The sequence below is a fragment of the Citrobacter sp. wls708 genome (assembly GCF_005281255.1).
Taxonomy (GTDB): domain Bacteria; phylum Pseudomonadota; class Gammaproteobacteria; order Enterobacterales; family Enterobacteriaceae; genus Citrobacter; species Citrobacter werkmanii.
The window spans coordinates 282254-307927 of sequence record NZ_SZXE01000016.1 but is presented as its reverse complement, the minus strand read 5'-3'; the positions used below and the strand labels follow the sequence as shown (position 1 = coordinate 307927).

Below are 25674 nucleotides of genomic sequence, written 5' to 3'. Positions count from 1 at the left end.
TGTGCTGAGAATCACACTTACACAGGTGGGACAGTAACAAAAAGGATACGAAAGTAAGAGGAGGTGAAACCTTTCAGTTTATTGAAATATATATGTTTTTTGAGTAGCCTTTGCCTCCGGTTTCTTTCGTGCAAAGGCTATAAGAGGTTGCGGAATTAGCCTGTGACCAGCATCCGGGCGGTAGGGTAGTCAGTAATTAGTACGTCGATATAGCCCCCATTTAGCGCCCCTTTAATGGCGGCAACTTTGTCTGTACCACCCGCCAGCGCCACGACATTGGGGCATTTTTTTACCTTGTCGAGGGCCATACCAATCACTGGATCTTCGTCATCCTGTAAGACCGGCTGGCCCTTGTTATCGTAGTAATGCAGGCAAATGTCACCGACTGCGCCGCGATCGGCCAGGACCTGCAACATATCTTCGTGGTAGTAGTTGCCCGAGGTTTTCAGCAACTGCGATGGTTCGAGGATCCCGACGCCAACAATGGCGATATCGACATTATCAAAGCGTGAAATGACATCGGCGACATCTTTGCTGGCAACCAGACGGTTTTTCTCTTCAACCGAGCCTTCAATACTCTGCGAGGGAAGCAGCCAGGCCTCGCAGTTCAGATGTTGCGCCAGCGTCTGCGTCAGAATTGTTGCCTGCACGTTGCCGTTGGGACCCACGCCGCCCAACAATTGAATCACCCCGCCGGCTTTCAGGTTTTGCGTATGGACTTCATCCACCATCGCCCGGATTGTTGAGCTCCATGAGGAAACCCCCACAAGATCTTTAGGGCGCAATCGGGTTTCCAGATAGTGGGCTGCAGCAGAGCCAATGGCGCGTTTGATGGTATGGTCGCTGGCATCCTCTTCGGTATCAACCACAATGGCCTGCTTAATTCCGTAACGTTCCTCGATGCCTTTTTCAAGATTCAGGAAGATATTCGAGGGCTGAACGACGCTGATTTTCACTACCCCTTCTTTCTGACAGCGGGTGATAGCGCGGGAGATAAACGACTGAGAAAGCGAGAGAAGTTGAGCGATATCGGACTGTTTGCGTCCTTCAAGGTAGTAAAGGGTAGCGATTTTAACCAATAGCCGTTGTTCGTCCTGCTTAGCCATATATTTCCTCGAAAATCATTTACGTATCGCCATATCTTAGAGCGTTTTATCATACGCGAAAAATGAAGACAGGTAAGTGTGATAAAGCTCTAACTTTAACCAATCCTCAAAAACAGCTATGGACAAATACGAAAATCTGGTTACATAATTGAATAAAGAGTCATTCTTGAATATATATTCAAGATGATTGCCGGTCAACTGATTATTATCAGCGCCAGCGTGGTCGTGGTAAGGAGGCAGAATGTTCCTGAGTATGATGCAGCGGCGTAAGCCTAATGATGCTAAACATGGGGATGTCTGGTTTTTTTAGTCCCAGCAGGAATAAATATTCCATATTGAAAATAAATTCAGAGGTGTTAAATGAATCCCTGGAACTATGATATCCAGACTCTTGAGCGTAAAGCGCGAGCCGTGCGCCGTCACATCGTCAGATTAAATGCCAACAGCCCTGCGGGCGGGCACACTGGCGCAGATCTCTCCCAGGTTGAGGTGCTGACCGCGCTCTATTTTCGAATATTAAATGTGGGGCCTGATCGCATCACGGATGAGAATCGGGACATCTACATTCAATCCAAAGGCCATGCGGTGGGCTGTTATTACTGTGTTCTGGCGGAAGCGGGCTTTTTCCCCGTGGAGTGGCTGGAAACCTACCAGCATGCCAATTCCCATCTTCCTGGACATCCGGTTCGCCAGAAAACGCCGGGTATCGAATTGAATACCGGTGCGCTGGGTCACGGTTTGCCTGTTGCGGTGGGGCTGGCGCTGGCTGCGAAAAAAAACAACAGTTCCCGCCGCATCTTTTTAATTACCGGCGATGGCGAACTTGCCGAAGGGAGTAACTGGGAGGCGGCGCTGGCTGCGGCGCATTATGGTCTCGACAACCTGGTCATTATTAATGACAAGAACAACCTTCAATTAGCCGGACCGACTCGCGAAATCATGAATACCGATCCGCTCGCCGCGAAATGGCAAGCGTTTGGTATGACGGTGACTGAATGCCAGGGGAATGATATGGCGTCGGTTGTCGCTACCCTGGAAGGACTGAAGCAGGAAGGTAAACCTAACGTCATCATTGCCAATACCACGAAAGGCGCGGGTATATCGTTTATCCAGGGGCGTCCTGAATGGCACCATCGTGTGCCCAAAGGTGAAGAGATCGAACTGGCACTGGAGGAATTGAAAGATGAGTAATACAGAACACCTCGCGAACGTCATGGTTCAGGCGTTTATCGATGCAGTAGAAAATGGTGTTGATCTGGTGCCTGTTGTCGCGGACTCAACATCAACCGCGAAAATTGCGCCTTTTATAAAGCAGTTTCCAGGTCGGTTGGTCAACGTAGGTATCGCCGAACAAAGCATGGTTGGAACGGCGGCAGGACTAGCCCTCGGCGGTAAAGTGGCTGTCACCTGTAACGCCGCGCCATTCCTTATCTCCCGCGCCAATGAGCAAATTAAAGTCGATGTTTGCTACAACAATACCAACGTGAAGTTATTCGGTCTCAATGCCGGTGCCAGCTATGGCCCGCTAGCGAGCACTCACCATTCGATCGATGATATTGCCATTATGCGAGGCTTCGGCAACATCCAGATTTTCGCCCCGTCTTCGCCGCGGGAGTGCCGCCAGATTATCGATTACGCGCTTGGCTATCAGGGACCAGTTTATATCCGTCTTGACGGAAAAGCGCTGCCGGAGCTTCATGACGAGAATTACCGTTTTGTCCCAGGAGCGGTGTTGACGCTGCGTGAAGGGGGGGCTGTGGCGCTGATGGCGACCGGTTCTACAGTTCATGAAATTGTCGATGCCGCCGCGCTGTTGGCTGACGTGGGAATTCAGGCGAAGGTGGTCAGTGTGCCTTCAATTCGCCCCTGCGATACCAAAGCCCTGTTATCTGCGTTACAAGGCTGTAAAGCGGTGATTACCGTGGAAGAGCATAATATTAATGGCGGGTTGGGAAGCCTGGTGGCCGAAGTGCTGGCAGAGGCCGGAATGGGGGCAATTTTGAAGCGTTTAGGCATCCAGGATGGGGAGTTCGCGGCGGCGGCTGATCGTGGCTGGTTACGCCAGTACCATGGCTTTGACGCCGCAGCCATCGCTGCTCTGGCCCGTGAACTGCTTTGAATTCTATACTGTTGCCAGTGTGATTACAGCGTTGTCCGAAAAACGCCATTGCACACGATACGTTTGGTGGTGTGCGCGGAGGATCATCTGGTTATGCTGTAACACCACGATTTGATATTGCGTAAACCCGGCGTCTGCTTGTCTTGATGCCTGGGTTGCTTTAAAAGCGCTCTCTTTGGCGGAAAACGCCAGGGTGAGCGCCTGTTCAATAGACAAGCAGCCGTTTGCCAACAATTCTTTCTCAGCATGAGTGACAATGCTACTTGCCAGTTCGGCTGCCGTTTTCGGCGTAAAAATGGCTTCTATGTCAATACCCACCGGCTGTCTTGATACCACCGCCAGCGCTGTCGATGCACTGTGGCTGATGCTGCCAAACAGATTTTGCGGCCACAATGGTTGGCGTTGCCTGCCGATGCCGGGCACAGTTTTGATACCGTATTCACGTAATGCATGTACTGCGGCAATACGTCCTGCTAAGTGCTCTGCTTTACGCTTACGTCCACTGGACAGGAGCTGAGCGTGGTGGGGCAGCCAGAGCAGGTCCTGCTCATGGAAGCTGGCGGGATCGAACTCGACAATGTGCAGCGTGTGGTCTGCGAAAGTGAGCGGTGTGTGCGTGGTGTGCATCATGGTTATGCTTTCCCTCTCCCCGCAGGGAGGAGAGGGGGAAACGTTATCAGAAGTGTGTGTTAACGCTCATGAACCACGTCCGGCCTGGTTCGTTATAGGTGTTCGCGCCCGCGCCCGCCATATAGTTTCCGGTCACAATATCGCCCGTGGTCTGGGCATTACCTTCACGCCATAAACGCTTGTCAAAGACGTTATCCACGCCGCCGGTCAGGCTGACGTTTTTCGTCACATCCCAGGTCGCGCTCAGGCCGACGATGCTGTACGGGCTGACTTCACTCGCCGAACTGCCGGTTACCGGTTTGCCCTGGTAATCATATTTTTTCGGCTGCTGTTTACCGTACCAGGTGAAGGTGGATTGCAGCGACAAATCTTCGCGTGCCTGCCAGCTCAGGGTCGAGTTCAGCGTGTACTCAGGAATAATCGACAGGCGTTCGCCGGTCTCTTTATTCTTACTTTGCAGCATGTAAGTGATGTTGTTGGTCCAGGTAACGGTTTCGCTAACCGGCACGTTCAGCGTACCTTCCAGACCCTCAACCACCGCTTTAGGAATGTTTTCCCACTGATAGATATCGGTGTAAGTCGTCTTCCCTTTGCTGGTGATGGACGTTCTGTCGAACGGTACCGTCCCCGCTTCAATCTTGTTGCGGTAATCGTTGCGGAACCAGGTTACCCCGGCCAGCCAGCCGTCACGCTTAAACTCAAGACCAATCTCTTTGTTGATACTGGTTTCGGCCTTCAGATCGTCGTTGCCCATCATGTAGCAACCGATGCCGGTGGCGGAGCCAGTGGCGTAGCAACCCTGGCCTTTACTGTAGAGAATATAATTCGGGTTGAGCTGATACAGGCTTGGCGCTTTATAGGCGCGCGCAATCCCCATCTTCAGGGTGAAGTCATCGCCCAGACCTTGTGACAGGTTCAGAGATGGGCTCCAGTTATCGCCGACGATACTGTGGTGATCGAAACGCAGACCCGGCGTCAGCATGGTGCTGTCGGTCAGTTCCATGTTGTTTTCAGCAAACAGAGAGAAAATTTCCGCATCGGAGTACGGGCTGCGGTTGGTGCTGCTGTAACCTGGGATATCACCGCCCATAAAGGTCTGCGAATTGGAGAGCATATCCTTCATGCGCTGCTGGTTCCACTCGGTACCGAGCGTCAGGTTTTGGTTGACCAGCAGGTCCAGTGGAATGCTGATTTCACTGTGCAGCATGACGTCATTCAGGTCGGCATCGACATATTTTTGTGACGCATTCGGGTCAAAGATCCCCTCGGTTCCTCCCGCCAGACCTTCCGGCGTACGGGAGTTACGCGTATGTTCATATTGCACCCAGTTGCTGGTGGTAACGCCATTATCCCAGCCGCCGTTCCAGGTCAGAGAGTAGTTCTGACGATAAAGACGGTTGGTCTCTTTCCCGTAGTTATCTTTCACCAGTTGGTTGGTGTTGGTGTTTTGGGTATCGCCTGCGTACAGGTTGCCCTGGCGGCTATAACCCGCTTCCAGTTCCAGCGACTGGAGCGGGGCGAAATCCCAGCGAACTACGCCGTTAATGTCTTTATTGATAACGCCTTCACGACCGGCCGGTAAGGTATTGGCGTAGGTGCCGGTACGTTCTGACTGATGACCCTGGTTGATATCCCAGGCATCGGCCTGCGTTTTATCCAGATTACCGTACAGACGGAAGCTGAAATCCCCGCCCATTGGGCCGTTCAGGCTAAAGTTGGTACGTTTGGTCGAGCCTTCGTCTTTGTGTTCCGGGGCATTGAAATAGGTATCCCACGAACCGTGCCATTCATTGCTGCCTTTTTTGGTGATGATATTCACCACGCCGCCCGCAGCTCCGTTGCCGTAACGTGCTGCGGCAGGACCACGCAGCACTTCAATACGCTCGATCATTTCCGGTGGCACCCAGGCGGTATCGCCACGGGTATCACGCTCGCCGCGCCAGCCTTGACGCACGGAGTTACGGCTGGTCACCGGCTTACCGTCGATCAGAATCAGGGTGTTTTCTGGACCCATACCACGAATATCAATCTGACGGTTGTTACCGCGCTGGCCGCTGGTTGAGTTACCGGTCAGGTTAACGCCAGGCATGGTACGGATGATTTCCGCAACATCGCGCGCGGGAGGATTTTTACGGATTTCATCCGCGGTGATGGTTGAAACACCCGGCGCCTGCAGGTTTTGCTGCGCGGCGGTAACGACGATGGTGTCTTCATGAGAGACAGCGGCGTTATCAGTTTGATCTTCTGCCATTGCTGGCAGTGCTACCCCGTAAATCCCTAAATTGACCAATAAGGCCAGTGAATGAATCTTGTTGTTCATTGTATGTCCTGCTGTTCTTTTAGCCACGAGTACCCATGTGCCGTGGTGCGGCATTTGGTCTGATGTCGCCCGCATCCGCGTAAACCCTCCGTTCCAGAAAAAGTACGCAGCGCCAGGTCGGTTTATAAGTGGTGAAAAACTGTGCGCGCTTCCCACAGCGCGACAATACGCTATTGCAAATGCAAATAGTTATCAATAATATTATCAATATATTTCACGCTAGATCATAAAAATTCACAGTAAACATGGGGTTATGGCGGTGACGACGTTAAAGACGGGAAGCGAAGCGTGGTGGCAGTCGAAAAAAGGCCCGGAGTGGGAGCGTGAAGAGAACGGAAATTATCGGGTAACCTTCTGGTGGCGTGACCCGCAGGGAACGGAAAAAGAGTCAGCCATTCGTCGTGTGTGGGTCTATATCACCGGCGTCACCGACCATCATCAAAATGTCCCCCCTCAGTCGATGCAACGCATTAACGGTACAAATGTTTGGTGCTGGAGTGTTTCCCTCAGCGCCAACTGGCGCGGTAGCTACTGCTTCATTCCCACCGCGCGGGATGACATTTTTGCCGCGCTGGCGGTGGACGAAACGCCTGACCGAAACGTGCTGCGTGAAGGCTGGCGACAATTGTTACCGCAGGCGATTGCCGATCCTCTCAATCCGCAGAGCTGGCGGGGAGGTCGTGGCCATGCGGTGTCAGCGCTCGAAATGCCAGACGCTCCCGTACAGCCCGGCTGGGATCAGCCCGCGGCTCCCGATTGCCCCGCAGTTTGCCTGCAATGGCACAGCGCCAGGCTTTGCAATACGCGTCGCGTATGGGTATTTACCACCGGTGACGACCAACCAGAAGCACGTCCGCTGGCTATCCTGCTGGACGGTCAGTTTTGGGCGCAAAGTATGCCGGTGTGGCCTGCGCTGGCTTCGCTCACGCACCGCGGAGATCTCCCTCCCGCCGTATATCTCCTGATTGACGCTATCGACACATCTCATCGTAGCCGCGAACTGCCGTGTAACGCCGATTTTTGGTTGGCGGTACAGCAGGAGCTTTTGCCGCTGGTGAAGACGACCACTGCGTTCAGTGACGATCCGCAGCGCACGGTGGTTGCCGGACAAAGTTTTGGCGGGTTGTCTGCGCTGTATGCCGGGCTGAACTGGCCCGCGCGCTTTGGCTGTGTGCTCAGCCAGTCCGGTTCTTTCTGGTGGCCGCATCGCGGCGGTCATCAGGATGGGGCGATTGTTGAACAACTGAAGAGCGGCAAGATCAGTGTTCAGGGGCTGCGTATCGTTCTGGAGGCCGGGATCCGCGAGCCGATAATTTTTCGTGCCAATCAGGCGCTATATGCCCAATTACCCTCTGCACCACAATCTATTTTCTGGCGTCAGGTTGATGGCGGACACGATGCGCTTTGTTGGCGCGGTGGCCTGATGCAAGGGCTAATGACGCTCTGGCAGCCGCTTTCCGAGACGATTTAACCGGACGATGTTCCACGACAGGAGTTGAGTATGGAGTTCAGTAACCCCTTCGATAATCCGCAGGGCCAGTTTTACATTCTGCAAAACCCACAGCGTCAGTTTAGCCTCTGGCCGCAGCAGTGCTCACTTCCTGCTGGCTGGCAAGTCGCGTGCGAACCGCAATCGCAGGAAGCCTGCCAGCAATGGCTGGATGCAAACTGGACCACGCTGACGCCAGCAAACTACATTGATGTGCAGGAGGCTCAATGACTCAGCGTTTACCGTTAGTCGCGGCTCAGCCGGGGATCTGGATGGCGGAAAAACTCTCCACCTTGCCCTCGGCGTGGAGCGTGGCGCACTACGTAGAATTAACCGGTGAACTGAACGCGCCGTTGCTGGCAAAGGCAATCGTTGCCGGTCTGGAGCAGGCTGATACTCTGCGGATGCGGTTTAGCGAAGATAACGGCGAGGTCTGGCAATGGGTTGATCCTGCGCTCACCTTCGCGGAACCTGAAATTTTCGACCTGCGCGAAAAATCTCACCCACATGAAGCAGCCCGCGCACTGATGCAGACCGATCTGCAACAGGACTTACGCGCTGATGGCCATAAACCGTTGGTTTTCCATCAGCTCATTCAGGTAGGTGATAACCGCTGGTACTGGTATCAGCGTTACCATCATCTGCTGGTTGATGGCTTCAGCTTTCCCGCCATTACCCGCCAGATAGCCGCCATTTACTGCGCATGGCAGAGTGGCGAACCCACGCCGGATTCTCCTTTTACGCCGTTTGCCGAGGTCGTGGAAGAGTATCAACAGTATCGTCAAAGCGATGCCTGGCAACGTGATGCTACTTTCTGGACCGAGCAGCGTAAACAGTTACCGCCCCCGGCGTCGTTGTCGAACAAACCGTTGCCGGGGCGCTCGGCCAGTGCCGATATTATTCGTCTGAAGCTCACCGCGCCTGAAGGCGCGTTCCGCCAGCTTGCAGCACGTATGCCTGATGTGCAGCGTGCGGATCTGGCCCTCGCGCTGGTAGCGTTGTGGCTGGGACGTTTATGCAGCCGAATGGATTATGCCGCCGGATTTATCTTTATGCGGCGTATGGGATCGGCGGCACTCACGTCCACCGGACCGGTTTTAAACGTTTTGCCCTTTGGCGTGAGGCTGGATGCGGCAGAAAGCTTGCCTGCGCTGGCACAGCGGTTGGCAGGGCAGTTGAAGAAAATGCGCCGACATCAGCGTTATGACGCTGAACAAATTGTGCGCGACAGCGGGCGTGCAGCCGGTACCGAGCCGCTGTTTGGCCCGGTGCTGAACGTGAAAATATTCGATTATCAGCTAAATATTCCCGGCGTTCAGGCGCAGACCCATACCCTGGCGACAGGCCCGGTCAACGATCTTGAGCTGGCGCTATTCCCGGATGAAAACGGTGGGCTGAGTATTGAAATCCTCGCCAATAAACAGCGTTATGATGCCGCGACACTGGCGCAACACGCATCGCGTTTAACCGCGCTTATCGAACAGTTTGCCGACAATCCGGCGCTATGCTGTGGTGAGGCCGGGATGCTGTTGCCAGCGGAGTATGAGCAACTGGCGAAGATTAACGACACGACCGTGGAGATCCCGGCCACGACGCTGAGCGCGCTAGTGGCACAGCAGGCCGATAAAACACCGGATGCCCCGGCGCTGGCCGATGCTCGTTATCAGTTTAGTTATCGTGAAATGCGCCAGCAGGTTGTGGCGCTGGCGCAGCTACTGCGCGCGCGGGGCGTACAGCCAGGTGACAGCGTTGCCGTGGCATTACCGCGTTCAGTATTCTTGACGCTGGCGCTGCACGGTATTGTTGAAGCCGGAGCCGCCTGGCTGCCATTGGATACCGGATACCCGGACGATCGCCTGCGGATGATGCTCGAAGATGCAAAGCCAAAATTAGTGATCGCCACCGATGATCAACTGGCGCGCTTTGGCGATATCCCGGGGCTGGAAAGTCTGTGCTACAACGCGCCGCTGCCAGCGGGAGATACCGCGCCGTTGGCCCTCTCTCAACCGCATCAAACGGCCTATATCATTTTTACTTCCGGTTCTACCGGCAGACCCAAAGGGGTGATGGTCGGGCAAACGGCGATCGTCAATCGCCTGTTATGGATGCAAAATCACTATCCGCTGACGGCAGAGGATGTGGTGGCGCAAAAAACACCATGCAGTTTTGATGTCTCGGTGTGGGAATTTTTCTGGCCGTTTATTGCCGGCGCAAAATTGGTGATGGCGGAGCCCGAGGCGCACCGCGATCCGCTGGCGATGCAGCAATTCTTCGCCCAATACGGGGTGACGACCACTCACTTTGTTCCTTCCATGCTGGCTGCTTTTATTGCGTCATTGACGCCAGAAACTGCGCAGAAAAGTTGTGCTTCGCTGAAGCAGGTATTCTGCAGCGGCGAAGCCTTGCCTGCAGATTTATGTCGTGAGTGGGAACAGTTAACCCATGCGCCGTTGCACAATTTGTACGGACCAACTGAAGCGGCGGTTGATGTGAGCTGGTATCCGGCCTGGGGGGAAGCGCTCGCCGCCGTAACCGGCAACAGCGTGCCGATTGGTTATCCGGTATGGAACACCGGTTTGCGGATCCTCGATGCCATGATGCGTCCGGTGCCCTTCGGCGTAGCGGGTGATCTATACCTGACGGGGATCCAACTGGCGCAGGGTTATCTGGGACGAGCGGATCTGACGGCAAGCCGCTTTATCGCCGATCCGTTCAATGCCGGTGAACGCATGTACCGTACCGGGGATGTGGCCCGCTGGCTGGAAAATGGCGCGGTGGAATACCTGGGGCGCAGCGATGACCAGCTTAAAATTCGCGGACAGCGTATTGAACTGGGGGAAATTGATCGGGTGATGCAGCAACTGCCCGACGTCGAGCATGCTGTTGCCCATGCCTGCGTATTTAATCAGGCAGCGGCGACCGGCGGCGATGCGCGTCAACTGGTGGGGTATCTGGTGTCGCAATCGGGTTTACCGCTGGACACCTCTGCATTGCGGGAGTGTCTGCGCGAAAAACTGCCAGCGCATATGGTGCCGACGGTATTGCTGCAACTGGCGGAGCTGCCGCTCAGCGCGAACGGTAAATTGGATCGTAAAGCGTTACCGATGCCTCAGCTAACGTCACGCACAACGGGACGTGCGCCGCGCCTTGGGATCGAAACCACCATTGCGCACTCTTTTGCGGCCTTGCTGGATTGTGAGGTCAATGATGTGGAGGCAGATTTCTTCGCGCTGGGCGGACATTCTCTGCTGGCGATGAAGCTGGCGGCGCAATTGAGTCGTATGTTTGAACGACAGGTGACGCCAGGTCAGATTATGGTGGCTTCTACCGTTGAACAACTCAGCGCATTGCTGGAGAGTGATGATGATGAACAGTCGCAGCATCTGGGGTTTGAGACGCTGCTGCCGCTGCGTGAAAGTCACGGCCCAACGCTGTTTTGCTTCCATCCCGCGTCGGGTTTTGCCTGGCAGTTTAGCGTGCTGTCGCGTTACCTCAGCCCGCAGTGGTCTATTACAGGCATTCAGTCGCCGCGACCGGATGGACCCATGCAAACGGCGGAAAACCTCGATGCGGTATGTGACCATCATCTGGCAACGCTGCTTAACCAGCAGCCTCACGGTCCATACTATTTATTAGGTTACTCGCTGGGGGGGACGCTGGCGCAGGGGATTGCCGCGCGTTTACACGCCCGGGGGGAGGATGTTGCCTTCCTGGGGCTGCTGGATACCTGGCCGCCTGAAACGCAAAATTGGCAGGAAAAAGAGGCCAATGGCTTGGATCCTGCCGTACTGGCGGAGATCGAGCGTGAACGTGAAGCGTTCCTGGCTGCACAGCAGGGGAATGCGTCTGACGCGTTATTCAACGCTATCGAAGGCAATTATGCGGATGCGGTTCGCCTGTTAACCACAGCCCACAGCGTAGCTTTTGCGGGTCACGCTACGTTGTTCGTGGCTGAACGCACATTACCGCAGGACGTTAGCCCTGAACGTAGTTGGTCACCGTGGATATCCAGTCTGGAGGTTTATCGTCACGACTGCGCGCATGTCGACATCATTTCTCCCACCGCGTTTGTGACGATAGGGCCTGTAATCAATGCGTTGATTAATCAATCTGCGTAACAAAGTCACTTTTGCTATTACGGCAATCGAACAACTCCATAATGCAATGTCATGTTGTGGAGTTGTTGCTTTGGTGTGGAATTGGGTGGCGAAGGGAGTGAATAAATTCCGAAGATAATTTTTGGTAGGGGCGGATGCGTAAAGAAAGTTTCAGATAATTCTGACTAGCTGGTAGACTTCTCCCACGGGAGTGTTTTTCTTTTGGGAAAGTTTTCAGGTCACGCAACATGTCATCATTGAATATTAAGCAAGACAACGTTTCAGAATTTACTGCTTATCCTCAGCCTACGGTAAACGCCAACGAAATTGATTTAATTAACCTGGTCGAAATCTTATGGCGCGCCAGGACGAAAATTGTGGCTACCGTTTTCGCTTTTGCCTGCGTGGGTATTCTGGTCTCTTTCCTGCTGCCGCAAAAATGGACCAGTCAGGCCATCGTGACGCCGGCAGAACCCGTTCAGTGGCAGGATCTCGAGAATACGTTGACCAAATTGCGCGTACTGGATATGGATATTAACGTCAGCCGCAGTGATGTGTTTAACCTGTTTATCAAAAAATTCCAGTCGCCCTCATTGTTAGAAAATTATCTGCGATCTTCACCCTATGTGATGGATCAATTGAAAGGCGCTGATATTGACGAAATGGACCTGCACCGCGCAATCGTCAGGCTCAGTGAAAAAATGACCGCGGTTGACAGCAATGTGGGAAAAAAGAATGAGACCTCGCTGTATACCTCATGGACGCTGAGCTTTACCGCCCCTCAGGCCGAAGAAGCCCAGTCTGTGCTACAGGGTTATATCCATTATATTTCTTCTATTGTTGAGAAAGAAACGCTGGAAGATATTCGCAATAAACTGTTCATCAAAACCAGTTATGAAAAAGAAAGACTGGCGATGGATCGCGTCAGGCTCAAAAACCAGATGGAAGCAAATATTCAGCGCCTCAACTACTCCCTGGAGATTGCGAATGCCGCCGGGATTAAAAAGCCGGTCTACAGTAATGGCCAGGCGGTGAAAGATGATCCTGATTTCTCTATTTCACTGGGCGCTGATGGTATCTCGCGTAAATTAGAAATTGAAAAATCAGTAACAGATGTTGCGGAAATTAACGGAGAATTACGTAACCGCCAATATCACGTTGATCAACTGTTAGCCATGAACGTGAGCGACGTAAAATTTACGCCGTTTAAATATCAGCTTTCACCTTCGCTGCCGGTGAAAAAAGATGGTCCGGCTAAATCGATGATCGTTATTCTGGCTGCGTTACTGGGTGGTATGGTGGCCTGTGGCGGCGTTCTGCTGAACTACGCCATGGTGTCGCGTAAGCAAAAAATGGCGTTTATCGATCAGCAACTGGTGTGATTAATTGCCGTATGGCGGCAGGCAGCCGCCATACGTTAACTCTCGCTATTTGTTGCGCCCTAGCGGTACGACTAACGGCGTGCCGGCAACCGGATCGTCGATAATCATACAGCGTAATCCATAGATTTTTTCGATAAGCTCCGCCGTAACTATCTCCTTCGGCGCCCCCTCGGCAATAATTTTTCCGTCACGCAGCGCAATCAGGTGCGTTGCATAGCGACAGGCCTGATTGAGGTCGTGCAGAACGGCGGCCAGCGTATAACCCTTCTCCCGGTTTAGCTCACTGAGCAGCTCCAGCAGATCAATCTGATGACTGATATCCAGCCAGGTGGTGGGTTCATCGAGCAACATAATCGATGTTTCCTGCGCCAGCACCATTGCTATCCATGCGCGCTGGCGTTGTCCGCCGGAAAGCGTATCTACACTTTGCGCCGCCAGATGGGTGATCCCTGTGGCCTGCATCGCTGTGTTTACCGCAATTTCATCTTCTTGCCGCCAGCGGGTAAACAGCGGCTGATGTGGGTAACGCCCGCGAGCAACCAGCTCCTGTACGGTAATATCACCCGGCGTGGTGGCGTTTTGCGCCAGCAAACCTATTCTGCGTGCGACCTCTTTGCTGGCATAGTGCTGAATATGCTCACCGTCGAGCCAAACCTTGCCGTGGGCGGGCGTCATCAGACGACTCAGTGTGCGCAGTAGCGTTGACTTCCCGCAGCCGTTTGGCCCAATAATCGCGGTAAAGTGACCGTCGGGAATCGACACATTGAGATTTTCCGCGACGGTAAACTTGCCATAACCCAGCGTTAACTGGTCGCCGCGCAAACGGGCAACTGATTCGATCATTTTTTGCGGGACTCCTGAATTAACAAGACGATAAGATAAATACCGCCGAGGCTTACGGTGACAACGCCCACCGGAAGCTGATAAGGCATAAACAGCTGCTGGGCGCATAAATCCGCCATCAGCAGCAGCAGCGCGCCGCATAGCGCTGACAGGGTTAATCCCCAGCGGGATGTGCCGCTAAGTCGACGCGCAATATGGGGGGCGACGAGAGCAATAAAGGAAATTGGACCTGCCAGCGCGGTGGCGGCGGCGGTCAGTACCACGGCGACCAGCATCATCATCAGACGCGAACGCTCAACGCTGACGCCTAGCGCGCAGGCGCTGTCGTCACCCATTTCCAGTAAACGCATCCGGCGCACCAGCAGCGTGGCGCACACCAGCATCACAATAATCAGCGGGGCAGAAGGCCAGGTCTTGGCCCAGGTCAGACCATTGAGCGATCCGGCGTTCCACAGTCCGGCCGTTAATGCGGTTTCTAATGACGCTTTCAGCAGCAGCCAGGTGTTGAACGCCACCAGCATAGCGCGTATGCCGATACCGATAATAATCAGCCGGAAGGTGTCGATGCCGTTGCGCCAGGCGAGCGCCCAGACAACCAGTGAAGTCAGGATCCCACCCAGCATAGCCGCCAGCGCGATAGCGGTGAGATGCTGTCCAAACAGCACCATTGCCACCAGTACACCGCTCCAGGCACCGGTATTGAAACCCATCACATCCGGGCTGCCCAGCGGGTTGCGCATCAGCGACTGAAATATTGCGCCGCTCACGCCGAGCGCCGCGCCAATCAATAACGCCATGAGCACGCGCGGCAAACGCCATTCGGTGACCACCAGCGTGATACTGCGCGGTGCATCACCAAACAGGGCGGCAATAATTTGCTGGGTTTCCAGCGTAACGACGCCGCTACGCAGGCTCCACAAGCCAACGGCGAGACAGCCTACAACCAGCAGCAGACTGCTGATAATCAGACGACGGGAGAGGTGCATCATGCGCCACCCCCGCGCGATTTACGGCGAACCAGAAAGATGAGCACCGGCGCGCCGATAAACGCGCTGACCACCGAAACACGCAGTTCGCCGGGGACAATCACACGCCCGATAATATCGGCAATTAACAGCAGAGAGGGGGTTGCCAGCAGGGTGACGGGCAATGACCAGCGGTGATCCGCCCCCACCAGCCAGCGCGCCATATGCGGCATCATCAGGCCGATAAAGGCGATAGGACCGACAATTGCGGTCGCGCTGCCGCACAGTACGGTAATCACCAGCAGGCCAATAAACTGCGTGCGGGCGACTTTACTGCCCAGCGCGGTAGCAGTGTCGCTACCAAGACTCAGGCTATTCAGGGCGCGGCTGAGAAACAATGCGGCAGCCGCGGCAATCAATACCGGCACCAGCACCACCTTCAGCGTTTGCAGGCTGCGGATATCCAGCGAACCGGCCTGCCAGAATCGCAACTGATCGTAGACGTCCGGGTTGAGTAGGGCGATGCCGGTGGATAGCCCCTCGAGCACTGCACCCAGTGCAACGCCCGCCAGCGTCAGTCGTACCGGACTGAGCTGCCCGCCGCCCTGGCTACCGGTAAACGCCACAATCAGCGAGGCGATCAGCGCCCCGGAAAAAGCCATCAGCAATTGTTCCTGTGGGGAAGAGAAACCGAACAGCGACGCGCCCAGCACGATGGCGAAGCTGGCGCCAGAATTAACGCCAAGGATCCCCGGATCGGCGAGCGGGTTACGCGTGAGCGTTTGCATTAAGGCGCCCGCCAGACCCAGCGCGCCGCCGGCGAGCAGTCCTGCCAGCGTACGTGGCAGTCGCGCGTCCAGCACGATGGTGCAATCCGCGCTTTGGCAACTGCCGGTGAGTGCATCCAGCACCACGGATGCAGGTAGCGATTTTGCGCCAATAACCAGACTTAATACCGTGGTGAGAACAAGTAATAACAATAGTCCGGGCACGGCGAAAGCGCGTGTCGCGGAAACAGAGCATGACATATCAACTTCCCTGATAATGATAGTAATTATCGTTATCGATCTTATTTGTATATGTTAGCATGTGCAGCCATCGAATGGATATTGAAAAAGTACCTGGTAAGGCTCTGTAATGAATCGACAATCCTGGCTGCTTAACCTCAGCCTGTTAAAAACCCACCCTGCATTTCGCGCCGTCTTCCTCGCTCGTTTTATTTCCATTGTCTCTTTGGGGCTACTCGGTGTGGCGGTTCCGGTACAGATCCAGATGATGACCCAGTCGACCTGGCAAGTGGGTTTATCGGTGACGTTGACCGGTAGCGCAATGTTTATTGGCCTGATGGTTGGCGGCGTACTGGCCGACCGCTATGAGCGTAAAAAAGTGATCCTGTTGGCGCGTGGAACCTGTGGCGTCGGCTTTATTGGTTTGTGTCTGAATGCGCTGCTGCCCGAACCGTCGTTACTGGCGATTTATCTGCTTGGCTTATGGGACGGTTTCTTTGCCTCGCTGGGCGTGACGGCTTTGCTGGCAGCAACGCCGGCGTTGGTCGGGAGGGAGAATTTGATGCAGGCCGGGGCGATTACCATGCTGACGGTGCGTTTGGGTTCGGTCATTTCGCCGATGCTTGGTGGGGTACTGCTGGCGACCGGTGGCGTGGCCTGGAACTACGGCCTGGCGGCGGCAGGCACGTTCATAACCTTACTGCCTTTATTGAGCCTTCCCGCGTTACCTCCACCGCCGCAGCCGCGCGAGCATCCGCTGAAATCGCTGCTGGCAGCATTTCGCTTTTTGCTCGCCAGTCCGCTGATTGGCGGCATTGCGCTGCTCGGCGGCCTGTTGACCATGGCGAGCGCCGTGCGGGTGCTGTATCCGGCGCTGGCGATTAACTGGCAGATGTCGAGCGCGCAAATTGGTTTGTTGTATGCGGCCATTCCTCTTGGCGCGGCGGTGGGCGCTTTGACCAGCGGACAGCTGGCGCACAGCGTTCGTCCGGGATTGATCATGCTGGGTTCTACCGTGGCTTCATTCCTGGCTATCGGTCTGTTTGGCTTGATGCCGGTCTGGGAGCTTGGGGTTGTCTGCCTGGCGCTGTTCGGTTGGTTAAGTGCGGTTAGCTCTTTGTTGCAGTACACCCTGTTACAGACGCAGACGCCAGAAGCGATGCTCGGGCGAATTAACGGTTTGTGGACGGCGCAGAACGTCACCGGGGACGCGATTGGCGCGGCGTTGTTAGGTGGTTTGGGTGCGATGATGACGCCGGTCGCCTCGGCAAGCGTGAGTGGATTTGGGCTGGTGATTGTCGGTCTGCTACTGCTGTTGTTGCTGGGGGAATTACGTCGATTCCGGCAAATGCCTGTGAATACCTGACGGGCCGGATAGGGCGTTAGCCGCATCCGGCGCTGGCGATTAAAAGAGAGCTGACAGACGTTGCAACAGCAGCGTCGCGCTGTAGTAGTCGAGACGGAAGGTTTCCGTGCCCAGGGCGTAAACACGTTTATTCTGCACGGCTGGCAGATGCGCCAGAAGCGGATTGGCATAAATGGCGTCGGTATCTTTGCTGTCGCCAGCAAACAGGAACAGCGCTTCGCCGTTCAGGCCAGCCGCCAGATTTTCACCGCCAAGCTGGATGATATCGTGGCGTTTGCCCTGGCTCTGGCTGGTGTGCAAACCGGCAGGTAGCGGCGCCAGCGTGAAGCCTAACTGTTCCATCAGCTTGCCCTGTGCCGACTCAGGCGTCCAAAGATTGGCGCTGTGCGCCGCAGCGGTATAGACCAGCGCGTTGACCGGCTGTGGCGGTAGGGTGATACGTTGCTTAACCGCTTGCAGTTGCTTATCAAATTCGGCAATTCGCGCGGCTGCCTGCGGCTCCTGACCGGTAATTTCACCCAGTTGCGTCAGCAACGTCTGCCAGCTTTTGTCGTCGTAGTTGATGATAAGCGTGGGCGCAATGGTGGACAATTGATCGTATAGCGCGAGGGCGGAGTCGCCGCCGGTGGCGCTTACCAGAATCAGATCCGGCATTTGTGCCGCGACGGCTTCCGCACTTGGTTCGCCGATGTACAGACGGCTGAGTTTGCGTTCCCTGGCCACGTCGCTCCATTGATGTAAAAAGCCCTGCGCATCGCCAATGCGGTTGTTCGGCGTGGTGGCGCCGCTGGCGATGACCGGGGCATCAATCGCCAGCAGCGAGCCGGTAAGGGTGACGCTGGTGGAGACAATGCGCTGCGGCTTATGCTCCAGCGTATGCGTGCCACGGCTGTCGGTGATCTGACGCGGCCAGTCGGCGGCGTGACCTAAAGAAATTCCTGAAATAAACAAACCAGTCAGTAAAAGCACGGTGCGACGAAAAGAGGGGAGACTCACGAATCAGCTTCCTGTTATCAGTATGGTTAATGCTTCTCATTTTCATTGTTAGCGAGCGAGGATGCAAGCCAAAGTCGCACATTGTGCTGCCACAAGAGTTGACATACAGCCGCTTTGCTTTTAGGTTAGCGACCGAAAATATAAATGATAATCATTATTAGAGCCTTTATCATTTTTGGAGGATGATATGGATATGTCACTGGCCGAGGAAAAAACGCAGACTATGCCGACGCTCGCTCCCGACAGTTTTTTCTTTATGTCGCCGTATCGTAGTTTTACGACGTCAGGATGCTTCGCCCGCTATGCGGAACCGGCAATTGATGGCGATTCGCCAGACAGCCCTTTCCAACACAAAATGCACGCATTGTTTGCTGATGCCAAATCGCAGGGCATCGCTAACCCCATTATGGTCGGGGCAATTCCTTTCGATACCCGCCAGCCATCATCGCTGTTTATTCCCCAATCGTGGCAGAGCTTCTCTCGCACGGCAAAGCAGCAATCATCACGTTACTTTAACCGGCATCAGTCGTTAAAAGTCGTTGAGCGTAAATCGATTCCGGAACAGGACTTTTTTGAAGAGATGGTTGCCCGGGCGGCTGCGCTGACGGCCACGCCGGAAGTCGACAAAGTGGTGTTGTCACGTCTGATAGATATCACCACCGATGCCAATATTGACAGCGGTGCGCTGCTGGAGCGTCTGGTGGCGCAAAATCCGGCGAGTTACAACTTCCATGTCCCCATTGAAGACGGTGGCGTATTGCTTGGCGCCAGCCCGGAACTGCTGTTACGCAAAGAAGGCGACCATTTCAGCTCGCTGCCTTTGGCCGGTTCGGCGCGCCGTCAGCCTGATGATGTGCTGGACAGGGAAGCGGGGATCCGCCTGTTGGCGTCTGAGAAGGATCGCCATGAGCACGACCTGGTGACGCAGGCGATGAAAGCCGTGTTGCGCGATCGCAGCAGTGAATTGCAACTGCCTTCCTCTCCGCAACTGGTCACTACGCCTACGCTCTGGCACCTCGGCACGCCGTTTGAAGGAAAAGCCAACACAGAGGAAAACGCGCTGACGCTGGCGTGCCTGTTGCATCCGACGCCTGCGCTGAGTGGTTTCCCGCATCAGGTTGCGCGCAACATTATCGCCGAGCTGGAGCCGTTCGATCGCGACTTGTTCGGCGGCATCGTCGGCTGGTGTGATGCTGAAGGTAATGGCGAATGGGTGGTGACGATCCGCTGCGCGAAGCTGCTGCGTAATCAGGTTCGTTTCTTTGCCGGTGCCGGTATTGTGCCTGCGTCTTCTCCGGTTGCGGAATGGCGTGAAACGGGAGCCAAGCTTGCCACCATGTTGAATGTTTTTGGACTGCATTAAGGAGTCATGATGAGTATTCCTTTCACCCGTTGGCCGGAGGAGTTTGCCCGCCGTTACCGTGAAAAAGGCTACTGGCAGGATTTGCCGCTGACCGACATTCTGACCCGTCACGCCGAGAGCGACCATACGGCGGTCATTGATGGTGAACGCCATCTGAGCTATCGCCAGTTGAATCAGGCGACTGACAATCTCGCCTGCAGCCTGCGTCGTCAGGGAATCAAACCTGGCGAAACCGCGCTGGTGCAGTTGGGCAATGTGGCGGAGCTGTATATCACCTTCTTTGCGCTGCTCAAGCTGGGCGTCGCTCCGGTGCTGGCGCTGTTTAGCCATCAGCGTAACGAACTCAATGCTTATGCTAAACAGATCGCACCCGCGTTACTGATCGCCGATCGCCAGCATGCGCTGTTTAGCGGGGAAGATTTTCTCAATACCTTTGTGGCTGAACACAATTCAGTGCGCGTGGTGCAACTGCGCAATGATGAAGGCGAACATAACCTGCAAATGGCGATAGACCAGCCTGCGGCTGATTTTACCGCGACGCCATCGCCTGCTGATGAAGTGGCGTACTTCCAGCTTTCTGGCGGTACCACCGGGACGCCGAAGCTTATTCCTCGTACCCATAACGATTACTACTACAGCGTGCGTCGCAGTAATGAGATCTGCCGCTTCACCGGGGAAACGCGCTATCTGTGCGCGATCCCGGCGGCGCATAACTACGCCATGAGTTCGCCTGGTTCGCTTGGCGTGTTCCTGGCTGGCGGCACCGTGGTTCTGGCGGCTGACCCGAGCGCAACCCTGTGCTTCCCGCTGATTGAACAGCATCAGGTTAACGTCACGGCGCTGGTGCCGCCGGCGGTGAGCCTGTGGCTGCAGGCGATTGCGGAGTGGGGGAGCAATGCGCAATTGGCTTCGCTGACGCTGCTGCAGGTCGGTGGGGCACGGCTTTCCGCCTCGCTTGCGGCGCGTATTCCGGCGGAGATTGGCTGCCAGTTGCAGCAGGTTTTTGGCATGGCGGAAGGGCTGGTGAACTACACCCGTCTGGACGACAGCCCTGAGCGCATCATCAATACCCAGGGCCGTCCGATGTGTCCGGATGATGAAGTCTGGGTCGCCGATGCTGATGGTAATCCCCTGGCGCAGGGCGAAACGGGCCGCCTGATGACGCGAGGTCCGTACACCTTCCGGGGTTACTTCAACAGCCCGGAGCACAATGCCAGCGCCTTTGACGCCAACGGTTTTTACTGCTCTGGCGATCTGATCGCTATCGATCAGGATGGCTATATCACCGTACAAGGACGTGAGAAAGATCAGATCAACCGGGGTGGCGAGAAGATCGCAGCAGAAGAAATTGAAAATCTGCTGTTACGCCACCCATCGGTGATCCATGCCGCTCTGGTCAGTATGGATGACGAACTGATGGGCGAGAAAAGCTGTGCATGGCTGGTGGTGAAAGAGCCGCTGCGCGCGGTGCAGGCGCGCCGTTTCCTGCGTGACCAGGGCGTAGCGGAATTCAAATTACCTGACCGTGTGGAGTGCGTTGAGTCACTCCCGCTAACCCCGGTCGGTAAAGTGGATAAAAAACAATTACGTCAGTGGCTGGCGTCACGTTCACTGGCCTGAAGGAGAAAAAGAGATGGCAATTCCTAAACTGCAGGCTTATGCACTGCCTACGGCGCTTGATGTTCCAGCCAATAAAGTCGACTGGACGTTTGAACCTGAACGCGCCGCGCTGCTGATCCACGACATGCAGGACTATTTTATCGGCTTTTGGGGGGATAACTGCCCGATGATGGCGCAAGTGGTGGCTAACATTGCCGCACTGCGTCAGTTCTGCAAAGAGCACAACATTCCGGTGTATTACACCGCGCAACCCAAAGAACAGAGCGATGAAGACCGCGCCCTGCTGAATGATATGTGGGGACCAGGCCTGACGCGTTCGCCGGAACAGCAAAAGATCGTTGATGCGCTGGCTCCCGATGAGGCGGATACCATCCTGGTGAAATGGCGTTACAGCGCATTTCATCGCTCTCCGCTGGAGCAGATGCTTAAAGATACTGGCCGAAATCAACTGATTATTACCGGTGTGTATGCCCATATTGGCTGCATGACCACTGCGACTGACGCGTTCATGCGCGATATCAAGCCGTTTATGGTCGCCGATGCGTTGGCGGACTTCAGCCGTGATGAACACCTGATGTCGCTGAAATACGTGGCGGGACGTTCCGGTCGGGTGGTGATGACCCAGGAACTTTTGCCGACGCTGGTTCCGGCGAGTAAAGAGGCGCTGCGCAGCGTGATTCTGCCGCTGTTGGATGAGTCCGAGGAGCCAATGGATGACGAAAACCTGATCGACTACGGGCTGGATTCCGTGCGCATGATGGCGCTGGCGGCACGCTGGCGTAAAGTTCATGGCGATATTGATTTCGTGATGCTGGCGAAAAACCCGACCATAGACGCCTGGTGGAAGCTACTCTCCCGCGAGGTGAACTGATGGCCGGATTTGATTTTGCCGGGAAAACCGTCTGGGTGACCGGCGCGGGTAAAGGCATTGGCTACACTACGGCACTGGCATTTGTGAAAGCCGGCGCGCAGGTGACTGGCTTCGATCGCGAATTTCTTCAGGATAACTACCCGTTTGCGACCGAAGTGCTGGATGTGGCCGATGCCGGGCAGGTGACTGAGGTGTGCCAGCGTGTCCTTAAAGCGTGCGATCGGCTGGATGTGTTGGTCAATGCCGCCGGTATTCTGCGCATGGGGGCCACTGACGCACTGAGCATTGAAGAGTGGCAGCAGACGTTTGCCGTTAACGTTGGCGGCGCGTTCAATTTGTTTCAGCAGACGATGGCGCAGTTTCGTCGCCAGCAGGGCGGGGCGATTGTCACCGTCGCCTCAGATGCGGCGCACACGCCGCGGATCGGCATGAGTGCTTATGGGGCGTCAAAAGCCGCGCTAAAAAGCCTGGCGCTCACCGTCGGACTGGAACTGGCGGGCAGCGGTGTGCGCTGTAATGTGGTGTCGCCAGGCTCGACCGATACTGACATGCAGCGCACGTTATGGGTCAGTGATGACGCGGAGGAGCAGCGTATTCGCGGGTTTGGCGAACAGTTTAAGCTTGGTATCCCGTTGGGGAAAATCGCCAGACCGCAGGAGATCGCCAACACCATTTTATTCCTCGCCTCCGACCTTGCCAGCCACATTACGCTACAGGATATCGTGGTGGATGGCGGCTCAACGCTGGGAGCATGATGATGATCTGGAAACGCCATCTCACGCTGGATGAATTAAATGCCACCAGCCACAACACCATGGTCGCGCACTTAGGCATCCTTTATACCCGACTGGGCGATGATGTGCTGGAGGCCGAAATGCCAGTTGATACCCGCACGCATCAGCCGTTTGGTTTGCTGCACGGCGGCGCGTCGGCGGCACTGGCCGAAACATTGGGTTCAATGGCGGGTTATCTGATGACCCGCGACGGGCAGTGTGTAGTCGGTACAGAACTGAACGCCACGCACCATCGGGCGGTTTCGCAGGGCAAAGTGCGCGGCGTTTGTCAGCCGCTGCATCTTGGACGGCAGAATCAAAGCTGGGAAATCGTCATCTTTGATGAGCAAGGACGACGCTGTTGTACCTGCCGATTAGGTACTGCGGTGATGGGGTGAAGTCGCCCGACAAAGTAAAATGAAATTGCAGGGTTAACAGGTAAATGAAGTGATCTAGTTAACACTGCAATGTAAAAACTCAGTGATACTTCGGGTTTGTATGGTTGTCATGTTGTTAAATTCAGAAAAGATGTTATAGAAACAAAATGTAACATCTCTCTGACCTGGACAACGGATAATCAATATGAATAAATCAGGGAAGTACCTCGTCTGGACAGTGCTCTCCGTGATGGGAGCATTTGCCCTCGGCTATATCGCATTAAACCGTGGTGAACAGATCAACGCGTTGTGGATAGTCGTGGCGTCGGTCTGTGTCTACCTTATCGCTTACCGTTTCTATGGCCTGTACATTGCGAAAAATGTGCTGGCGCTGGACCCGACGCGTATGACGCCAGCTGTGCGCCATAACGACGGTCTGGATTATGTTCCTACCGATAAAAAAGTGCTGTTCGGTCACCATTTTGCGGCGATTGCCGGGGCGGGTCCGTTAGTCGGACCGGTACTGGCGGCACAAATGGGTTATCTGCCGGGGATGATCTGGCTGCTTGCCGGGGTGGTACTCGCGGGGGCTGTGCAGGACTTCATGGTGCTGTTTGTTTCTACCCGTCGCGATGGTCGTTCCCTTGGCGAACTGGTGAAAGAAGAGATGGGCCCAACGGCGGGCGTTATTGCGCTGGTAGCCTGTTTTATGATCATGGTGATTATCCTCGCGGTACTGGCGATGATCGTCGTGAAAGCGCTGACCCACAGCCCGTGGGGAACCTACACCGTCGCGTTTACCATTCCGCTGGCGATCTTTATGGGGATCTACCTGCGTTATCTGCGTCCGGGCCGCATTGGCGAAGTGTCGGTCATCGGTCTGGTATTCCTGGTGTTTGCCATTATTTCCGGCGGTTGGGTGGCCGAAAGTCCGACCTGGGCACCGTATTTTGACTTTACCGGCGTACAACTGACGTGGATGCTGGTGGGCTACGGCTTTGTCGCTGCCGTGCTGCCGGTATGGCTGTTGCTGGCCCCACGTGATTATCTCTCTACTTTCCTGAAAATCGGCACCATTGTTGGCCTGGCGGTAGGGATTTTGATCATGCGTCCGACGCTGACCATGCCTGCACTGACCAAGTTTGTTGACGGTACTGGCCCGGTCTGGACCGGCAACCTGTTCCCGTTCCTGTTTATTACCATTGCCTGTGGTGCGGTATCTGGCTTCCACGCGCTGATCTCTTCCGGTACCACGCCGAAGATGCTGGCGAACGAAGGGCAGGCCTGTTTTATCGGCTATGGCGGAATGTTAATGGAATCCTTTGTCGCCATTATGGCGCTGGTTTCCGCGTGCATCATCGATCCGGGCGTGTACTTTGCGATGAACAGCCCGATGGCGGTGTTGGCTCCGGCGGGTACGGCGGATGTCGTGGCTTCTGCGGCGCAGGTGGTCAGCAGTTGGGGCTTTGCTATTACTCCGGACACCTTGCATCAAATCGCCAATGAAGTCGGCGAACAATCCATCATTTCCCGCGCAGGCGGTGCGCCGACGCTGGCCGTTGGGATGGCGTATATTCTGCATGGTGCGCTGGGCGGCATGATGGATGTGGCGTTCTGGTATCACTTCGCCATTCTGTTTGAAGCCCTGTTTATTCTGACGGCGGTTGACGCCGGTACACGCGCCGCACGCTTTATGCTGCAGGATCTGTTGGGCGTGGTATCACCGAGCCTGAAACGTACCGACTCACTGCCTGCGAACCTGCTGGCTACAGCGCTGTGCGTACTGGCCTGGGGTTACTTCTTACACCAGGGCGTGGTGGATCCACTGGGCGGTATCAACACCCTGTGGCCGCTGTTTGGTATCGCCAACCAGATGCTGGCCGGTATGGCATTGATGCTCTGTGCGGTGGTGCTGTTCAAGATGAAACGTCAGCGCTACGCATGGGTGGCGCTGGTGCCAACGGCCTGGCTGCTGATTTGTACTCTGACTGCGGGCTGGCAGAAAGCGTTTAGCCCGGATGCGAAAATTGGCTTTCTGGCTATCGCCAACAAGTTCCAGGCGATGATCGACAGCGGTAATATTCCGGCGCAGTACACCCAGTCGCAGCTGACGCAACTGGTGTTTAACAACCGTCTGGACGCGGGGCTCACTATTTTCTTCATGGTGGTCGTCGTGGTGCTGGGGCTGTTCTCGATTAAAACTGCGCTGGCAGCGCTGAAAGAGGACAAACCGACTTCGAAAGAAACACCGTACGAACCAATGCCTGAGAATGTCGAAGAGATCGTGGCGCAGGCGAAAGGCGCGCACTAATATTCTCTTAACCAACAAGCCCTCTCCGGTACGGGGAGG

Annotated in this window: 20 protein-coding genes; 13 read left to right on the top strand and 7 right to left on the bottom strand. The window is 55.2% G+C overall.

The annotated features are described in order from the left end of the window. Nucleotides 1–155: 155 nt before the first annotated feature. Nucleotides 156–1106: a sugar-binding transcriptional regulator gene (locus tag FDW97_RS11220; protein ID WP_085047555.1), complete on the bottom strand. Its 951-nt coding sequence runs from the start codon at nt 1104–1106 to the stop codon at nt 156–158. A 360-nt stretch (nt 1107–1466) separates the two neighbouring features. Between FDW97_RS11220 and FDW97_RS11215 the strand changes: the two genes are divergently transcribed. Then, nucleotides 1467–2297 (top strand): transketolase, encoded by an 831-nt coding sequence (locus FDW97_RS11215; protein WP_085047554.1) that lies wholly within the window; start codon nt 1467–1469, stop codon nt 2295–2297. Beyond that, nucleotides 2290–3225 carry a transketolase family protein gene (locus FDW97_RS11210; RefSeq protein WP_087857109.1) on the top strand — a complete coding sequence of 312 codons (936 nt, stop codon included), beginning with the start codon at nt 2290–2292 and terminating at the stop codon, nt 3223–3225. The genes FDW97_RS11215 and FDW97_RS11210 overlap by 8 nt, the downstream gene beginning before the upstream one ends. 3 nt (nt 3226–3228) lie before the next feature. On the opposite strand, the gene entD is transcribed toward FDW97_RS11210, so the two are convergent. Further along, a complete protein-coding gene (entD, locus tag FDW97_RS11205) occupies nt 3229–3852 on the bottom strand; it encodes an enterobactin synthase subunit EntD (RefSeq protein WP_085047764.1) in 624 nt (207 codons plus the stop codon). 49 nt (nt 3853–3901) lie between these two features. Beyond that, nucleotides 3902–6175 (bottom strand): TonB-dependent siderophore receptor, encoded by a 2274-nt coding sequence (locus FDW97_RS11200; protein ID WP_069323126.1) that lies wholly within the window; start codon nt 6173–6175, stop codon nt 3902–3904. Nucleotides 6176–6428: 253 nt separating this feature from the next. Between FDW97_RS11200 and fes the strand changes: the two genes are divergently transcribed. The 4 genes from fes to wzz(fepE) all read left to right on the top strand — a co-directional run bounded on the left by fes (nt 6429) and on the right by wzz(fepE) (nt 13143). Continuing rightward, the gene (gene fes, locus FDW97_RS11195) at nt 6429–7646 is read left to right on the top strand and encodes an enterochelin esterase (RefSeq protein WP_085047552.1); all 1218 of its coding nucleotides are present in this window, start codon (nt 6429–6431) and stop codon (nt 7644–7646) included. 30 nt (nt 7647–7676) lie between these two features. After that, complete coding sequence (locus FDW97_RS11190; RefSeq protein WP_038638608.1) at nt 7677–7895, top strand: MbtH family protein; 219 nt, start codon at nt 7677–7679, stop codon at nt 7893–7895. Further along, the gene (gene entF, locus FDW97_RS11185; RefSeq protein ID WP_085047551.1) at nt 7892–11782 is read left to right on the top strand and encodes an enterobactin non-ribosomal peptide synthetase EntF; all 3891 of its coding nucleotides are present in this window, start codon (nt 7892–7894) and stop codon (nt 11780–11782) included. The genes FDW97_RS11190 and entF overlap by 4 nt, the downstream gene beginning before the upstream one ends. A gap of 227 nt (nt 11783–12009) precedes the next feature. Further along, nucleotides 12010–13143, top strand: coding sequence for an LPS O-antigen length regulator Wzz(fepE) (wzz(fepE), locus tag FDW97_RS11180; RefSeq protein ID WP_085047550.1), 1134 nt, complete (start codon nt 12010–12012; stop codon nt 13141–13143). 45 nt (nt 13144–13188) lie between these two features. On the opposite strand, the gene fepC is transcribed toward wzz(fepE), so the two are convergent. From fepC to fepD, 3 genes are read right to left on the bottom strand one after another with little or no spacing between them, the layout of a single operon-like run. Next, nucleotides 13189–13986 (bottom strand): iron-enterobactin ABC transporter ATP-binding protein, encoded by a 798-nt coding sequence (gene fepC, locus FDW97_RS11175; protein WP_038638617.1) that lies wholly within the window; start codon nt 13984–13986, stop codon nt 13189–13191. Continuing rightward, the gene (fepG, locus tag FDW97_RS11170) at nt 13983–14975 is read right to left on the bottom strand and encodes an iron-enterobactin ABC transporter permease (RefSeq protein ID WP_170973230.1); all 993 of its coding nucleotides are present in this window, start codon (nt 14973–14975) and stop codon (nt 13983–13985) included. Before fepG ends, fepC begins: the two co-directional genes overlap by 4 nt. Beyond that, nucleotides 14972–15979 (bottom strand): Fe(3+)-siderophore ABC transporter permease, encoded by a 1008-nt coding sequence (fepD, locus tag FDW97_RS11165; RefSeq protein WP_137351056.1) that lies wholly within the window; start codon nt 15977–15979, stop codon nt 14972–14974. The genes fepG and fepD overlap by 4 nt, the downstream gene beginning before the upstream one ends. Nucleotides 15980–16088: 109 nt before the next feature. On the opposite strand from fepD, the gene entS reads away from it, so the two are divergent. Beyond that, complete coding sequence (gene entS, locus FDW97_RS11160; protein WP_069323130.1) at nt 16089–17324, top strand: enterobactin transporter EntS; 1236 nt, start codon at nt 16089–16091, stop codon at nt 17322–17324. A 39-nt stretch (nt 17325–17363) separates the two neighbouring features. Here the strand turns inward: entS and fepB are convergent, their stop codons facing one another. After that, nucleotides 17364–18320 (bottom strand): Fe2+-enterobactin ABC transporter substrate-binding protein, encoded by a 957-nt coding sequence (gene fepB / locus FDW97_RS11155; protein ID WP_137351055.1) that lies wholly within the window; start codon nt 18318–18320, stop codon nt 17364–17366. 187 nt (nt 18321–18507) lie between these two features. Between fepB and entC the strand changes: the two genes are divergently transcribed. From entC to cstA, 6 genes are all read left to right on the top strand, one after another. Then, nucleotides 18508–19683, top strand: a complete 1176-nt coding sequence (gene entC, locus FDW97_RS11150; RefSeq protein ID WP_137351054.1) for an isochorismate synthase EntC — start codon at nt 18508–18510, stop codon at nt 19681–19683. 9 nt (nt 19684–19692) lie between these two features. After that, nucleotides 19693–21303, top strand: a complete 1611-nt coding sequence (entE, locus tag FDW97_RS11145) for a (2,3-dihydroxybenzoyl)adenylate synthase EntE (RefSeq protein WP_137347015.1) — start codon at nt 19693–19695, stop codon at nt 21301–21303. 13 nt (nt 21304–21316) lie between these two features. After that, nucleotides 21317–22174, top strand: coding sequence for an isochorismatase (locus FDW97_RS11140; RefSeq protein WP_137351053.1), 858 nt, complete (start codon nt 21317–21319; stop codon nt 22172–22174). Beyond that, nucleotides 22174–22929 carry a 2,3-dihydro-2,3-dihydroxybenzoate dehydrogenase EntA gene (gene entA / locus FDW97_RS11135; RefSeq protein ID WP_137351052.1) on the top strand — a complete coding sequence of 252 codons (756 nt, stop codon included), beginning with the start codon at nt 22174–22176 and terminating at the stop codon, nt 22927–22929. The genes FDW97_RS11140 and entA overlap by 1 nt, the downstream gene beginning before the upstream one ends. Nucleotides 22930–22931: 2 nt before the next feature. Further along, the gene (gene entH, locus FDW97_RS11130) at nt 22932–23345 is read left to right on the top strand and encodes a proofreading thioesterase EntH (protein ID WP_085047763.1); all 414 of its coding nucleotides are present in this window, start codon (nt 22932–22934) and stop codon (nt 23343–23345) included. 184 nt (nt 23346–23529) lie between these two features. After that, complete coding sequence (gene cstA, locus FDW97_RS11125; protein WP_006685575.1) at nt 23530–25635, top strand: pyruvate/proton symporter CstA; 2106 nt, start codon at nt 23530–23532, stop codon at nt 25633–25635. Nucleotides 25636–25674: the final 39 nt, after the last annotated feature.

Excerpts from the sequence above, each read along its gene's own strand:
- FDW97_RS11220 (WP_085047555.1), bottom strand. The coding sequence starts at position 1,106 with ATGGCTAAGCAGGACGAACAACGGCTATTGGTTAAAATCGCTACCCTT.
- FDW97_RS11215 (WP_085047554.1), top strand. The coding sequence starts at position 1,467 with ATGAATCCCTGGAACTATGATATCCAGACTCTTGAGCGTAAAGCGCGA.
- FDW97_RS11210 (WP_087857109.1), top strand. The coding sequence starts at position 2,290 with ATGAGTAATACAGAACACCTCGCGAACGTCATGGTTCAGGCGTTTATC.
- entD (WP_085047764.1), bottom strand. The coding sequence starts at position 3,852 with ATGCACACCACGCACACACCGCTCACTTTCGCAGACCACACGCTGCAC.
- FDW97_RS11200 (WP_069323126.1), bottom strand. The coding sequence starts at position 6,175 with ATGAACAACAAGATTCATTCACTGGCCTTATTGGTCAATTTAGGGATT.
- fes (WP_085047552.1), top strand. The coding sequence starts at position 6,429 with ATGGCGGTGACGACGTTAAAGACGGGAAGCGAAGCGTGGTGGCAGTCG.
- FDW97_RS11190 (WP_038638608.1), top strand. The coding sequence starts at position 7,677 with ATGGAGTTCAGTAACCCCTTCGATAATCCGCAGGGCCAGTTTTACATT.
- entF (WP_085047551.1), top strand. The coding sequence starts at position 7,892 with ATGACTCAGCGTTTACCGTTAGTCGCGGCTCAGCCGGGGATCTGGATG.
- fepC (WP_038638617.1), bottom strand. The coding sequence starts at position 13,986 with ATGATCGAATCAGTTGCCCGTTTGCGCGGCGACCAGTTAACGCTGGGT.
- fepG (WP_170973230.1), bottom strand. The coding sequence starts at position 14,975 with ATGATGCACCTCTCCCGTCGTCTGATTATCAGCAGTCTGCTGCTGGTT.
- fepD (WP_137351056.1), bottom strand. The coding sequence starts at position 15,979 with ATGTCATGCTCTGTTTCCGCGACACGCGCTTTCGCCGTGCCCGGACTA.
- entS (WP_069323130.1), top strand. The coding sequence starts at position 16,089 with ATGAATCGACAATCCTGGCTGCTTAACCTCAGCCTGTTAAAAACCCAC.
- entC (WP_137351054.1), top strand. The coding sequence starts at position 18,508 with ATGGATATGTCACTGGCCGAGGAAAAAACGCAGACTATGCCGACGCTC.
- entE (WP_137347015.1), top strand. The coding sequence starts at position 19,693 with ATGAGTATTCCTTTCACCCGTTGGCCGGAGGAGTTTGCCCGCCGTTAC.
- FDW97_RS11140 (WP_137351053.1), top strand. The coding sequence starts at position 21,317 with ATGGCAATTCCTAAACTGCAGGCTTATGCACTGCCTACGGCGCTTGAT.
- entA (WP_137351052.1), top strand. The coding sequence starts at position 22,174 with ATGGCCGGATTTGATTTTGCCGGGAAAACCGTCTGGGTGACCGGCGCG.
- entH (WP_085047763.1), top strand. The coding sequence starts at position 22,932 with ATGATCTGGAAACGCCATCTCACGCTGGATGAATTAAATGCCACCAGC.
- cstA (WP_006685575.1), top strand. The coding sequence starts at position 23,530 with ATGAATAAATCAGGGAAGTACCTCGTCTGGACAGTGCTCTCCGTGATG.